The sequence below is a fragment of the Amycolatopsis lexingtonensis genome, from assembly GCF_014873755.1.
GTDB lineage: Bacteria > Actinomycetota > Actinomycetes > Mycobacteriales > Pseudonocardiaceae > Amycolatopsis > Amycolatopsis lexingtonensis.
In genome coordinates this window covers 9,412,590-9,426,203 of record NZ_JADBEG010000001.1, presented here as the reverse complement: position 1 = coordinate 9,426,203, position 13,614 = coordinate 9,412,590, and the positions used below count along the sequence as shown (strand labels likewise).

General features: G+C 72.7%; 10 protein-coding genes. 7 read left to right on the top strand and 3 right to left on the bottom strand.

Annotated elements, in window-relative coordinates; translation table 11 throughout:
• Positions 1-105 precede the first annotated feature (105 nt).
• Positions 106-3,330, bottom strand: coding sequence for an AfsR/SARP family transcriptional regulator (locus H4696_RS44030; RefSeq protein WP_086859259.1), 3,225 nt, complete (start codon positions 3,328-3,330; stop codon positions 106-108).
• A 364-nt stretch (positions 3,331-3,694) separates the two neighbouring features.
• On the opposite strand from H4696_RS44030, the gene H4696_RS44025 reads away from it, so the two are divergent.
• The 7 genes from H4696_RS44025 to H4696_RS43995 all read left to right on the top strand — a co-directional run bounded on the left by H4696_RS44025 (position 3,695) and on the right by H4696_RS43995 (position 9,685).
• Positions 3,695-4,615: an ArsR/SmtB family transcription factor gene (locus H4696_RS44025; RefSeq protein WP_249026973.1), complete on the top strand. Its 921-nt coding sequence runs from the start codon at positions 3,695-3,697 to the stop codon at positions 4,613-4,615.
• A gap of 382 nt (positions 4,616-4,997) precedes the next feature.
• Complete coding sequence (locus H4696_RS44020) at positions 4,998-5,264, top strand: hypothetical protein (protein ID WP_086859256.1); 267 nt, start codon at positions 4,998-5,000, stop codon at positions 5,262-5,264.
• A 169-nt stretch (positions 5,265-5,433) separates the two neighbouring features.
• On the top strand, positions 5,434-7,026 hold the full coding sequence (locus tag H4696_RS44015; protein ID WP_086859254.1) for an ABC-F family ATP-binding cassette domain-containing protein: 1,593 nt from the start codon (positions 5,434-5,436) through the stop codon (positions 7,024-7,026).
• Between the two features lie 71 nt (positions 7,027-7,097).
• A complete protein-coding gene (locus H4696_RS44010; protein WP_086859253.1) occupies positions 7,098-7,529 on the top strand; it encodes an organic hydroperoxide resistance protein in 432 nt (143 codons plus the stop codon).
• Positions 7,529-8,299, top strand: coding sequence for an alpha/beta fold hydrolase (locus tag H4696_RS44005; RefSeq protein WP_086859251.1), 771 nt, complete (start codon positions 7,529-7,531; stop codon positions 8,297-8,299). Before H4696_RS44010 ends, H4696_RS44005 begins: the two co-directional genes overlap by 1 nt.
• Before the next feature lie 115 nt (positions 8,300-8,414).
• On the top strand, positions 8,415-9,479 hold the full coding sequence (locus H4696_RS44000) for a hypothetical protein (RefSeq protein WP_086859249.1): 1,065 nt from the start codon (positions 8,415-8,417) through the stop codon (positions 9,477-9,479).
• 17 nt (positions 9,480-9,496) lie between these two features.
• Positions 9,497-9,685, top strand: a complete 189-nt coding sequence (locus H4696_RS43995; protein ID WP_086859247.1) for a hypothetical protein — start codon at positions 9,497-9,499, stop codon at positions 9,683-9,685.
• 5 nt (positions 9,686-9,690) lie between these two features.
• On the opposite strand, the gene H4696_RS43990 is transcribed toward H4696_RS43995, so the two are convergent.
• Entirely contained in the window at positions 9,691-10,725 is a 1,035-nt protein-coding gene (locus H4696_RS43990; protein WP_086859245.1) for an alpha/beta fold hydrolase, read from the bottom strand.
• 92 nt (positions 10,726-10,817) lie between these two features.
• Complete coding sequence (locus H4696_RS43985; RefSeq protein ID WP_086859243.1) at positions 10,818-13,514, bottom strand: ATP-binding protein; 2,697 nt, start codon at positions 13,512-13,514, stop codon at positions 10,818-10,820.
• Positions 13,515-13,614: the final 100 nt, after the last annotated feature.

The window sequence follows — 13,614 nt, the reverse complement described above, 5'->3', positions numbered from 1 at the left end:
AGGACGAACCGGACGCTAAGCGCGGCCACTTCCAATCCGCTTCCCCAAAGCCGTGAAGGCCTCCTTACCGGCTTTTATGACCGGGAAGGAGGCCTTCACGGCGGGTCAGAGCCGGGACAGCACCTCGCGGGCGCGGGTCTGGAGCGTCGGCAGCCCGGTCGCGTGCGCGAGCCCCTCCTGGCAGAGCCGGCGCGCCTCTTCGCGCCGCCCCTGACCCGCGTGCGCCCGGGCCAGCTCCAGCAGGCAGCGCACCTCGATCAGCCGCAGGCCGCCGCCGCGGGCCAGCTCGAGCGCTTCCGCCCCGACCAGCAGGACCTCCTCGTGGTCGCCGCGCGCGCCGTGGACCGACGCCATGCCGCTCAGCGCTTCCGCGACGTGCCACGGCGAACCCCAGTGCCGGGCCACCGCGACCGCTTCCCGCTGGTGGCGGACCGCCGAGCAGGTCTCCCCCAGCGCCGCCTCCGCCCTGGCCAGCGCGTTGAGCGCGCCGACCTCGGTCTCGCGGTTCTGTTCCTGACGGGCGATCTCCAGTCCCTGCACGGCTTGCGCGCGGCCCTGCTCGAACTCGCCGAGGTCGATCGACACCAGGCTCAGCCCGCACAGCGCCGACCCCTGGCCGTACGGGTGGGAATGCGCCTTGTGCAGGTCGAACGCCCGGGTCAGCGACCGCCGCGCGCCCGGCAGGTCACCCTGCAGCCGCTGGACAACCCCGATCCCGACGAGCACCACCGCTTCACCGAGCTGGTAGCCCTCGGCGACGGCGAGTTCCAGTGCCTCGTCGAGGCACGCGCGGGCCGCGTCGAGCAGGCAGCGCTGCCGGTGCACCGAGGCCAGGTTGTTGAGCACGCTGACCTGGCCCAGCCGGTAGCCGCACTGGCGCTGCAGCTCCAGCGCCAGCTCGAACTGCGACGCCGCCTCCTCGAACCGGCCGGCCACCCGCAGCGAGATGGCGGACGCGTTGAGCGCGGCGGCCTTGCCCTCGGGCCAGTCGACGCGCTCGAACACGCGCAGCGCTTCGGTCATCCACTCGACGGCCTGCTCGTGCCGTTCCCGGTGGACGAACGCCAGCCCGATGCTCTGCGCCGTGACCGCTTCGACCGCCGGGACGTCGAGGCGGCGCGCGGCGGCCAGGACCGTGGTCGCGATGTCGACCCACTCGACCCGCCGTCCCCGGTGGTAGAACGCCGAGCGCACGGAGTCGGCGAGGTACCAGGCGATCGGGTACGGCCCGTCGGTCACCGCCTGCGTGACGACCGCGCAGAGGTTCTCGTGCTCGGCGTCGAGCCAGGCCGCGGCCTCGGCGGAGTCGGCGAAGGAGATGGGGTTCGCCGGCACCACCGCGGGTTCGCGCGGCAGCCGAGGGTCGTGGCGCCTGCCGAAGATCCGCTCCGCCGCGTCCGCGCCGGAGAGGTACAGCTCGACGAACCGGCGCCACGCCTTGGCCCGCGAGGCCGGGCCTTCGTACGCGCCGGCCTGGCGCAGCGCGTACGCCCGCAGCAGGTCGTGCAACCGGTAGCGGCCGGCGACGTGCTGCTCGACCAGGTGCGCCGCGGCCAGCAGCCGCAGCTGCCGCGCCACCGTGTCGACCGGGTCACCGGTGAGCGCCGCGGCGCCCCGGGCGGTGAAGTCGGGGCACGAAGCCAGGCCGAGCAGCCGGAACAGCCGCCGCAGCTCCGGGGCGAGCGCCTCGTAGGAGACGGCGAACGCCCGCGTCACGGCGCTTTCGTCGGACCCGTCCACGACGAGCTGCTTGAGCCGGTCGCCCTTGGCGAGGTCCGCGGCCATCGCGGCGACCGTGGTGTCCGGGCCGGTCGCGATGTTCGCGGCCGCGATCCGCAGCGCCAGCGGCAGGTGCCCGCACAGCGCGGCCAGTTCCCCGGCCGCCGCGGGCTCCGCCGCCACCCGGCCTTCGCCGAGCACGCCGCCGAGCAGCGCCCGCGAGTCGGACTCGGTGAGCGCGCCGAGGCCGAGCGAGAACGCGCCGAACTCGGCGACCAGCCTGCCGAGCCGGTGGCGGCTGGTGATCAGCACGGTCCCGGTCGGCGGCAGCAGCGGCAGCACCTGCTCGGCGTCGCGGGCGTTGTCGAGCACCAGCAGCACCTGGCGTTCGGCGAGCAGCGAGCGGTAGAGCCCGGCCTGCGCGTCGACCTCCTCGGGGATCCGCCGCGGGTCGGCGCCGAGCGCGCGCAGCAGCTGGGCCAGCGCGACCGCCGGCTCCATCGGCTCGCGGTCGGCGTCGAACCCGCGCAGGTTCACGTACAGCTGCCCGTCCGGGAACCGCTCGCGGACGCGGTGGGCCCAGTGCAGCGCGAGCGCGGTCTTCCCGACGCCGGGGATGCCGTGCACGATCCAGACGTCCGACGCGTAGGCGCCGGCCCGCGCGGCGAGCTGCCGGTCCAGCTGTGCCAGCTGCTCGGTCCGCCCGGCGAAGCCCCGCACGTCCCGGGGCAGCTCGGCGGGCCGCGCCGGCACGACTACCTCGTCCACCGGCGCGGCGGGCGGTGCTTCGGGCGGCTCGTCGCCCTCGCCCTTGAGGACCTGCAGGTGCATCGCCCGCAGCCGCTCCCCGGGCTCGACGCCCAGCTCGGCGTCGAGGCGTTCGCGGGTCGCGGTGTAGACCTCCAGCGCCTCCGGCGTCCGCCCGGACCGCTGCAGCGCGAGCATCAGCTGTTCCTGCAGCCGTTCGCCGAAGGGGTATTCGTCGACGAAATGGCGCAGTTCCCGCACCACGTGCGTGTGCCGTCCGGTGGCGAGCTCGGCGTCGAAGAGCACCTCGAGCGCGGTCATCCGCTGCTCGGCCAGGATCTGGCCGCTGCGCCGCACGAGGACGTCGGTGACCCCGCCCAGCGGCGGTCCCTGCCAGAGTTCCAGTACCGCGCGCAGGCGCTCGACGCCCCGGCGCGGTTCGCCGCCCTCGATGAGCCGCCGGGCGTCCTTGGCGACGTCGTCGAAGAGCTCGGTGTCCAGTTCGCCGGGCCCGACCTCGATCAGGTACCCGGGTTCGCGGCGCACGATCACCTCGCGGCCGAGCAGCTTGCGCAGCTCCCAGACGCGCACCTGCAGCTGCCCGCGCGCGCTCGCCGGCGGGCGGTCTTCCCACAGCAGCTCGATCAGCTGGTCTTCGGAGACGACCTGGTTGGCGTTGAGCAGCAAGGCGGCCAGGACGGTCCGCTGCTTCGGGCCGCCGAGCCGGGCGGGCCCGTCGACGCCGACCGCGGAAACCGGGCCGAGCAGCCGGTACTTCAGGTCCGTGAAGGCCGGGAGCGTCAGCACGGGCGCCGGCCGGGTCCGCACCGGAGCTGCGCGGTAGGAGACTTCGTCGACCGTCATCGGCGGCCTCCGGCGCGCCGGAGGATCCGCGCTCTGCGTACGTCGTTCGTCATGCGGGCGTCCGCCTTCCCCAGTAAAGTTCAGCCCCAGTGACGGAAAGTGTTCAGATCGTCACCACTGCATCCCCCGGCTGGGTGAAGGCACTCTCCGTCGAGCCGAACGTGCCAGCGGCGCGCGAGCAGCGTCAACCGGGTTGAAAACGTTTCGCGCCAGCCCGAAACGTCCACTCGGGACCCGAATTCCGGAACCTCTGTGACGTCGGGCCCGTGCCAGCGAAAACCCGCTCCACCAGGGCTATCCTCAGCCGTGAGAGGAGCGGTCGGCGTTGTTGAAAATTCACTTCACGGAAGCGGACCTGGCGAGGGTGACCATCGCCGAGGACGCCGACCCGATGTGGGAACTGCTGATGAGCAGCTACCGGATCCGGCGCCCGGAAGGCGAGCCGCTGTTCGGCCGCTGGCGCCGGGGGTCACGCTCCGCAGTCCCCGAGTCCGGCCGGCTCCTCATGTCGGCGGTCCCCCCATACGGTTACTGCCCCGATTTCCTGACCCCGGCCGGCGCCCGCACCATCGGCGAAGGCGTCTCGACGGTCCTCGAAACGCCGTCGCCGGTGCTGGCCGCCGACGTCGCCGAGCTGGCGGCGCAGGGCACCCGCGTCCCCCCGTGGCTGCGGCGCCTCGCCGAGGGCGAACCCCGCGAACTGCGGCGCCTGGGCACGGCCCTGCACGACTACTACCGCCAGTGCGTGGCCCCGGACTGGCCGTCGGTGCGCCGCGCGGTCGCCCGCGACCGCCGCCGTCTGCAGTCGAGCCTGGATCGAGGCGGCCCGCAGCTGCTGCTGTCGACGTTGCACCCGGACATCACGTGGACCCCACCGGTGCTGCGGGTGCGCTTCCCGATCGAGCAGGAACTCCACCTCGACGGCCGCGGCCTGCGCCTGATCCCGACGTTCTTCGCGCACGGCATGCCGACGACGTACAAGGACCCGGGCCTGCCCCCGGTGCTGGTGTACTCGATCAGCCACACGCGCTTCGACAGCGACGCCGAGCCGGGCCCGTCGCTGGCGGCGCTGCTCGGGCACACGCGGGCGCGGGTGCTGATGACGGTCGCGATCACGCGGTGCAACACGAGCGAGCTGGCGGAGTTGACGGGGATTTCGCTGGCTACCGCGAGCCAGCACGCGTCGGTGCTGCGGGCGAGCGGGTTGATCACGAGCGCGCGGTCGGGGAAGTCGCAGATCCACGAGATCACGCCGCTGGGGCTGGGAGTGATCCGGGCGAGCTGACCCGCCCGCGCGCGGTGTCTTGAATGAGTCATTCAGGGCGCCGGAGGTCCTGAATGACTCATTCAAGACCTTTGCTGCCGCGGCGAACCAAGCCGCAGAGCTGCGCCGAGCCACGCGCCGAGCCAAACCGAACCAGCCCTGCCGCCGGAGGGCACTGACCGGCGGACGTCACACCTCACCCGGTCGCGGCTTGCCCGGGCGGACCGAGGGCGTGTTAGCCTGTCGCCGTGCAGCGCCTGATCTCGTCCTCGCGACTCGTAGTCCGGCGCGCCGGCTGAACCCAGGTCGCCGGCGCGCAGCCTTGGCGATCGCGGATTCCCGCGGCACCTCTTTCGGGACCTGGCCCCGATCCCATCCGCACTTCCCCCGTGGAGATCACGCCATGTCCAGTCCCACCACTTTCGCCACCCGCCCGGCCATGCTGCTGCGGCGCCGCATCGCCACCTACTTCACCGGCGGTGCCGAAGAAATCCCCGCCCTCGTCCGCGCCCTCGACGGCACGCTGGTCCACGAGCTGACCGTCGACATCAAGGACGGCGTCCGCGAAAGCAGCATGGTCTGCGCCGCCCTGCTCGGCGGCGACGAGATCGAAGCGCTGCTCGAGCAGCTCCGCGCGCTGCCCGCGGTCGTCTCGGCCGAGCTCGCCTGAGCGCACCGGGCCGCCCCTGCTATCTTCGAAGTGAAGATCGAAAGGATCAGTCGTGGCAGGTGACGTCGACATCTCCGGATAGCTCCGGAGCACGCAGGCCCCCGGCAAGAGCCGGTGCGGGCCGCTTTCGTCGACCACCTTTTCCCCGCACCACATCGAGGTCTTCACCGTGTCCGAAATCGTCCTGTCCGGCCTGTCCTTTTCCTGGCCGGACGACACTCCCGTCTTCGATCACCTCTCCGCCACCTTCCCCGCCGGCCGCACCGGGCTCGTCGCGCCGAACGGGTCCGGCAAGACGACGCTGCTGAAGCTCGTCGCCGGGGTGCTGCGACCGTCGGCGGGCAGTGTCGCCGCCGACGGCGTCCTCGGTTACCTGCCGCAGGACCTACCGTTGTCCGGCGAGCCGTCCGTCGCCGAAGTCCTCGGTGTCGCCCCGGTTCTGCGCGCCATCGCCGCCGTCGAAGCCGGAGACGCCGCCGAGGAGCACTTCACCACCATCGGCACCGATTGGGACATCGAGGAACGCACCCGCGCCCAGCTCGACCGGCTCGGCCTCGACGTCACCCTCGACCGGTCGCTGAGCACGCTGTCCGGCGGCCAGATCGTCTCGCTCGGCCTGGCCGCGCAACTGCTGAAGCGGCCCGACGTACTGCTGCTCGACGAACCCACGAACAACCTCGACCTGGTCGCGCGCCACAAGTTGTACAGCGTGCTCGACGACTGGTCCGGCTGCCTGCTCCTGGTCAGCCACGACCGCGCGCTGCTCGACCGGATGGACCGGATCGCCGAGCTCCACCGCGGCGAAATCCGGTTCCACGGCGGGAACTTCACCGAGTACGAGCACGCCGTCCAAGCCGCGCGCGAAGTCGCCGAGAAGAACATCCGCAGTGCCGAACAGGAAGTCAAACGCGAGAAGCGGGAGATGCAGCAGGCGCGGGAACGGGCCGCGCGCCGGGCGAGCACCGCGTCGCGCAACCTCGGCAACGCCGGGCTGCCCAAGATCTTCGCCGGCACCATGAAGCGCAACGCCCAGGAGTCGGCGGCCAAGGCGGAGGGCACGCACGCGGCGCGCGTCGGCGCCGCGAAGGCCAAGCTCGACCAGGCCGAGCGCGAACTGCGCACCGAGCAGAAGATCAGCCTGGAGCTGCCGCAGACGGTGGTCCCGGCGGGCCGGACGCTGTTCCTCGGCGAGGGCCTGCGGGTACGCGATCTCTTCGGCGACGGCGTCGACCTGGCGATCCGCGGCCCCGAGCGGATCGCGCTCACCGGCCCCAACGGCGCCGGGAAGTCCACCCTGCTGCGGATCCTGCGGGGCGACCTCGAGCCCGACGGCGGTTCGGTGTCCCGCGCCGACGGCCGGATCGCGTTCCTCTCGCAGCGGCTCGACCTGCTGGACGACGACCGCTCGGTGGCGGAGAACCTGGCCGCCGCCGCACCGGCGTTGCCGACGGCCCAGCGGATGAACCTGTTGGCGCGCTTCCTGTTCCGCGGCTCCCGCGTGCAGCTACCGGTCGGCGCGCTCTCCGGCGGCGAACGGCTGCGCGCCACGCTGGCCTGCGTCCTGTTCGCCGAACCGGCGCCGCAGCTGCTGCTGCTCGACGAGCCGACGAACAACCTCGACCTGCTCAGCACCGGGCAGCTGGAGAGCGCGCTGACGGCGTTCCGGGGCGCGTTCGTCGTCGTCAGCCACGACGAACGGTTCCTGCAAGCGATCGGCACGGATCGGTGGCTGCGGCTGGAAAACGGCGACTTACACGGGTGACGTCGCGCGACGGTCGCCGCCGGGGTGCCCGGATTCCTAGCGTGGTGACGTCACCCGCTGAAAGGAACACCATGTCCGAAGTGACCTACACCGCCGTCGCCACCTCCACCGCGGAGGGCCGCAACGGCGGCCGCGCGACCTCCGACGACGGCGCGCTCGACGTCACCCTCGCCGTCCCGAAGGCCTTCGGCGGCGCGGGCGACGGCACCAACCCGGAGCAGCTGTTCGCGGCCGGCTGGGCGTCCTGCTTCGTCGGCGCGGTGCGCCGGGTCGCGGGCATGAAGAAGGTGCCGCTGAACGACCTCGCCGTGGTCGCGGAGGTCACCCTCCACCACGACACCGAGGCGGGCGAGTTCAAGCTCAGCGCCGTGCTGCACCTGGAGGCGACGGGCATCGACCAGGCCACCGCCGACGAGCTCGTCAACGGCGCGCACCAGGTGTGCCCGTACTCGAAGGCGACGCGCGGCAACATCGAGGTCACCCTCGACGCGACGGTCGCGTGATGAAGCGCGCTCTCGGTGCACTGGGCGTCGCGGCGGTCGTCGGGGCGGGCGTGCTCACCGCCGCCACCCCCGGCGCCGCCGTGACGTCGCACCCGAAGCCGACGGTCGTGCTGGTCCACGGCGCGTTCGAGGACGCGTCGGCGTGGGCTCCGGTGACCCACCGGCTGCTGGCCGAGCACTACCCGGTGCTCGTGCCGGCGGTCCCGCTGCGCGGCGTCGCGGCGGATGTGGCCTCACTGCAAGGAGTCCTGGATTCCGTGCCGGGACCCAAGATCCTCGTCGGGCACTCCTACGGCGGCTTGCTGATCAGCGAGCTGGCGGGCTCGACGCGGGAGGTGAAGGCGCTGGTCTACGCGGCGGCGTTCATCCCGGAGGCGGGTGAGACGGCGGGTCAGCTGAACGCCCAGTTCCCGGGCTCGCTGATCGGCCCGTCGACGACGCACACGGTCGGCCCGGAGCTGTTCGTGAACGCGGCGAGCTACCCCTCGCTGTTCGCCGCGGGCCTGCCGGCTCTGGACACCGCCGTCGCCGCGGCGGGCCAGCGCCCGATCCTGGCGGCGGCGTTCGACGAGAAGATCCTCGCCACGGCGCCGGCGGGCATCCGGAAGTACGCGCTCGTGGCGACGCATGACAATGCGATCCCGCCGGCGGCGGAACGCTTCGAGGCCCGGCGCGCACACGCGTCGATCACCGAAGTGGACTCCCCGCACGCGATCGCGACCGCGGCTCCCGACTCGGTCGTCGACGTCATCCACCGCGCGACGCGCTGAGTAGGCTGGGGGCGTGGGCGGTGCTCACGCCCCCAGCCGAAAAACTTTGTCAATCGAAGTCCCTGACGCGGCTAGAAGGTGTAGGCACCCTGCGACGCGACGAGGACCCAGGCACATGCGAACCGAGAACGGCGAATCCGGCACCGCGTTTTGGCAGCTCATGCCGCGCCTGCTGGGACGAGTCTGCCGCTGCCGGCCCGGCGCGGGCAACGTCCCGGTGTCGCCGGAGACCCCCGCCGACGACCCGCTCGGCCTTTCCGAAGCCGACGCGGCGGACCTGATTCGACGAGCAACCCGGCTGGTGCTCGACCGGTACCGAGGACCGTTCTGGTTGTCGGTGCCCGCCCAGCTCGCCCGGTACGCCGGCGTCGGGACCCACCACGACCTCCGTGCCTCCAACGTCCTGTCGGACGACCGCGTTCTCCGCGTCCTCGTCCCGATCGAACCGCTTGACCACGGCTCGGGCGCTCCGCGGCCCGGTTGCCGATCCGATTGGTCCACGCACGCGTTGTCCAATCTCCTGGTCCATTGGAAGCGAGTCGCGCGCCTTCGCACCGACGAAGCGCCGGAGCAAGCGATCCGAGCCGCCGGGAGCGTGACCCGCGCGGCGCGGGCAACGCGCTGGTCGATCATGCACGACTCGCCGGACGTGAGCCGCTCGCTTGTCGCGGTGTTCGCCGCGGACTGGCTGGGGCGGAAACCGAACGCCAAGACGATCGACCACGTCGGTGACGCCATTTTGTTCGCGGACTTGGGCCACGACGACTCCACGACAGCCGACGAACTACGCCGGGGCGCACAGCTGTCGATGCAACGCGAGCGGCTGCTGACTGATGCCCCGTTCAGAGGCCGGCGCGTCAGCTCGCTCGAGCAGACCGCCGAATTCCACGCACAGTCGAACAAGCCGGTCGGCGGCTCGACATCAGTGCCACCGGACGTCGTGGTGGAACGTCGGCTCGGTGCTTTCGACGAGCGCGTCGGCCGGGTCCTCGCCCAGCTCCGGCGGGACGAACTGGAGGTGGCTCAGACCTGGGCCGCCGACGACACCCTAACCTGGGCCGAAGCCGCAGCCGCCTGCGGGCGCGCCTCGATGTTCGGCGTACGGGTCCAGCGCAAGCTGCGTCGGCTCGGCAGGCAGTTCGACGCCCGCACGAACGCGGCGCTGCCGCCTCCCGCGTGAACGCGGGAGGAATCGCCGTGCTCACGTGGATCGGTGCGCTGTATGCCGCTCTGCTGCTCTTTCTCGTCGCGTGCTCCGGACTGGTCGCCCTCTTCGCGTCCGGTCACCGGCGGCGGGCTGACGCCTTGCGGCTCTTCAACGCCGCCGGAGTGCTGTTCGTCAGCTCTGTTTTGGGCAATGAACTGTGGAACGTCCTCAATCGCTGATGGCGTCACATCCGGTCGGCATCCATGATCGCCTGAGCGAACGGTTTCGGCGCTTCCTGCGGCACGTTGTGCCCGATGCCGTCGAAGACGCGGTGTTCGTACTTCCCCGTGAACTTCGCGCGGTACGCCGCGCCGTCCTTGGCCGCGCCGTCGAAGTCGCTGCCGATCGTGATCGACGGGACGCCGATGGTCGCGCCCGCGGCCAGTTTCTGTTCGTACGCCTCGTATTGCGGCTCGCCCGGGGCGAGGCTCAGGCGCCAGCGGTAGTTGTGGATGACGATGGCGACGTGGTCGGGGTTGTCGAACGCCGCCGCGCTGCGGTCGTACGTCGCGTCGTCGAAGTGCCAGGCGGGGGACGCGGTCTTCCAGATCAGCTTGTTGAAGTCGTGGCGGTTGGCCGCGTAGCCGGCGCGGCCGCGCTCGGTCGCGAAGTAGTACTGGTACCACCAGCCGAGTTCCGCTTGCGGCGCCAGGGGTTTCTGGTTCGCCGCCAGGTTGGTGACGATGTACCCGCTCACCGCGACGATCGACTTGCAGCGCTCCGGCCACAGCGCGGCGATGATGTCGACGGTCCGGCCGCCCCAGTCGTAGCCGCCGAAGACGGCCTTGTCGATCTTGAGCGCGTCCAGCAGCGCGACGACGTCGAGCGCCACGGCCGTCTGCTGGCCGTTGCGGACCGTCGCCGCGGACTTGAACACCGTCGGGCCGTAGCCGCGCAGGAACGGGATGATCACCCGGTAGCCGGCGGCGGCCAGGATCGGCGCGACGTCGACGTAGCTGTACGGGTCGTACGGCCAGCCGTGCAGCAGCACCACCGGCTGCCCGGTCGCCGGGCCGGACTCGTAGTACGCCATGTTCAGCACCCCGGCGTCGGCGTGCTTCACCTCGCCGAGCGAAGTGTGCTCGCCGGACCCGGCCCGCAGGTCGGGGGGCGTGGCCGCGGCGGGGGCGGCGGGGGCGGCCGGGGACGAGCAGGCCGCCAAGGACGTCGCCGCGAGCCCGGCCGCGAACGCCTGCCCGAACCTTCTCCTGCTGATCATCTTGACTCCTGTGCGAAAGACCGTGGGACTTTCACGACGTTAAGGAGTGCCCGGTGAACTTCGCGCCCGTCAGGTGACGCAGCGGGTGTAAGTCACCCTTCCAGGGTCTTCAGCATCCCGGCGAGGTCGGCGCGGGAGCTCACGCCGAGCTTGGGGAAGATCCGGTGCAGGTGCGTGCCGACGGTCCGGTGCGAAAGGTACAGCCGCTGCCCGATCTCCCGGTTCGTCAGCCCCTCCGCGGCCAGCTGCGCGATGCTCAGCTCGTGCGGGGTGAGCTTGTCCCGGGCGTCCGGGCCGCGGTTCGGGCTCGACTCGCCCGCGCTGCGCAGCTCGCGCCGGGCCCGCTCGGCCCAGGCCGTCATGCCGAGGGCGTCGAACGTCTCGCGGGCGGTGCGCAGGTGCGTCCGCGATTCGACGACCCGCCGCTGCCGCCGCAGCCACTCGCCGAACGCCAGGTGGACGCGGCCGCGTTCGGCGGGCCAGCCGGCCAAGTCGGCCTGCAGCGCTTCGGCGAACCGAGCGTCGGACGGGTCGAGCACGGCGCGCGCGTACCGCAGCCCGACGTGCAGCGCGGGCGACGGCGTTTCGAGGCACTCCAGCTCGGCCAAGATGTCCCGCATCGCGTCGGTCTGCCCGGCCCGGACGGCGGCTTCGGTCAGTTCGGCGACGCAGTACGCGCGCAACGCCAGCTGGTAGGCGGGGTCGGCGGGATCGAGCAGCCGCCGCAGGTCGGCGAAGGCGTCTTCGAAACGGCCCTCGCTCAGGTTCGTGAGCCCGCGCGCGAGCTGGACGGTGGCGAGCACCGGCCGTGCCCCGGCGGCGAGCCCGGCGCGTTCGGCCTCGGCGGCCAGCGCCCCGGCCTGCCGGTGGTCACCGCGCAGCGCGGCGATCTCGGCCTGGACGGCGGTGGCCAGCCCGCCCATGAACGGCTGCCCGGTCTCCTGCGCGAACCGGGCCGCCTCCGCCGCGGCCGGCACGGCGCCGGCCAGGTCCCCGAGCCGGACGCGGCTCCACGCGAGCACGGCGAGCGCGCGCGGCAGCAGCCCGAGCCGTCCCTGCGCGCGGAGCCCGGGTGCGGCGGCCGCGGAGAACCGGGCGGCCAGGTCGAAGGCGCCGACCTGGAGCGCGGCACTGCCGAGGTACCGGTCGACCTCCGGATCGGCGCCGGTGCGGGCGGCCAGCGCACGCAGGTGCTTCAGGACGGCTTCGCCACGCTCGAAGGGAGCGACGTACGCGGTGACGGCCACGATCCGCGGGTCGTCGTCCGGGACGGGAAGCAGGTCGGCGACGTCGAGCAAGGCCTGGCGCGCCTGGGGTCCGGGCTCGGTCCAGAAGCAGCGCATGGCGGCGCTCCAGAGGATCCGCATGGCGGCGTCGTGCTGCCCGTCGGCCGCGACAGCGCGGGCGACCCCGGCCAGCTCGGCGACGCGGGCGGGATCTTCGCGCACGCCGTCTTCGAACTCGCTTAGCAGCCGGCTCGCGGTGGCCCGGCGCCGGGCGTCGGCGGGCCGGGCGTCGCGCACCAGGCGTTCGGCGGTCTCCCGCCGCCCAGAGTCGACGGCCAGCTCGGCCGCCTTGAGCAGCCGATCGGCGCGCGGCCCGGCCTCACAGCTGAGCCGTGCGGCCTGTTCGAGCGCGGCGATGGCGGCGGCGGCCCCACCCCGGTACCGCGCCCGCTCGGCGGTGCGCTCGAGCTCCCCGGCAACGGCTTCATCCGGCCCGGCGGTGGCGGCGGCCTGGTGCCAGGCGCGCCGGTCCGGCTGGTCCCGGAGTGCTTCGACGAGGGCGAGGTGGGCTTTGCGCCGCTCGATCGCATTGGCGGCGGCGGGGATGGCGGACCGCATGAGCGGGTGGCGGAAGGTGAGAACGTCGGCGGAAAGCTCGATGAGCCGGGCTTCGACGGCGGGAGCGAGGATTTCGGGTTCGGCGCCGGTCAGCTCCAAGAGCATCGCTGCCGCCGTGAGGGTCTCTGCCAGCGAAGTCGTCTCGTTCAGCGCCGCCACCAGCAACGCCGTCTGCGTAGCCGCGGGCAACGCCGAAACCCGGGCCGTGAACGTGCGCTCCAACCGTTCCGTCAACGGCAGCACCGGGTCCAGCCCGTCCAGATCCACCGCCGCCGCGGGCAGCTCCGTCAGTGCCAGCGGGAGTCCCGCCGCCTCCGCCAGCAGGCGGGTCCGGACCGCCGGCGCCAGCCGCGGGGCCACCGAATCCAGCAGCTCCGCCGCCGCGTCGGCCGCCAGCCGGTCGAGCGGCATCGGCGCCAGGCCCGCGCCGAGCAGCGGGGACTCCGCGCCGTCGCGGAGCGTGGCGACCAGGACGATCGGCTCGGTTTCGATACGCCGCGCGACGAACGCGAGCACGTCCGCGCTCGCGCGGTCGAGCCACTGCGCGTCCTCCGCGACCAGCAGCAACGGCTTCGCCGCGGCCTCCTCGGCCAGCAGCGTCAGCGCCGCGAGCCCGACCAGGTAGGCGCTCGGCTCGGTTCCGTCCGCCAGCCCCAGCGCCGTCCGCAGCGCGTCCCGCTGCGGCGCAGGCAGCTCGGCCGCGCCGGCGCGAACGGGGTACAGCAGCTGGTGCAGCCCGGCGTACGCGAGGTTCTGCTCGCCCTCGGCGCCGGTCGTGCGCAGCACCCGCAGCCCGGCGACCGACGCCGCGGCCGCCGTCTCGGTCACCAGCGCGGACTTGCCGATGCCCGCTTCACCGCGGATGAGCACCCCTGCCCGGTCTTCCGGGCCGTCGACGAGCTCGCCCAGCTCCTTCAGCTCGGTTTCCCGTCCGCGCAGCACCATGGAACCGACCTTACCCAAAGCATGTTTCCGCAGTTCACAGCCGAGTGACGTACATCGACAGCGTCACCCGACGGGCGCGGCGCCGGCGGCCGCGCGCCTA

Bases quoted from the DNA above. Each gene is read 5' to 3' on its own strand.
- H4696_RS43990 (WP_086859245.1), bottom strand. From the start codon at position 10,725: ATGATCAGCAGGAGAAGGTTCGGGCAGGCGTTCGCGGCCGGGCTCGCG.
- H4696_RS44010 (WP_086859253.1), top strand. From the start codon at position 7,098: ATGTCCGAAGTGACCTACACCGCCGTCGCCACCTCCACCGCGGAGGGC.
- H4696_RS44020 (WP_086859256.1), top strand. From the start codon at position 4,998: ATGTCCAGTCCCACCACTTTCGCCACCCGCCCGGCCATGCTGCTGCGG.
- H4696_RS44005 (WP_086859251.1), top strand. From the start codon at position 7,529: ATGAAGCGCGCTCTCGGTGCACTGGGCGTCGCGGCGGTCGTCGGGGCG.
- H4696_RS44000 (WP_086859249.1), top strand. From the start codon at position 8,415: ATGCGAACCGAGAACGGCGAATCCGGCACCGCGTTTTGGCAGCTCATG.
- H4696_RS44030 (WP_086859259.1), bottom strand. From the start codon at position 3,330: ATGACGGTCGACGAAGTCTCCTACCGCGCAGCTCCGGTGCGGACCCGG.
- H4696_RS43985 (WP_086859243.1), bottom strand. From the start codon at position 13,514: ATGGTGCTGCGCGGACGGGAAACCGAGCTGAAGGAGCTGGGCGAGCTC.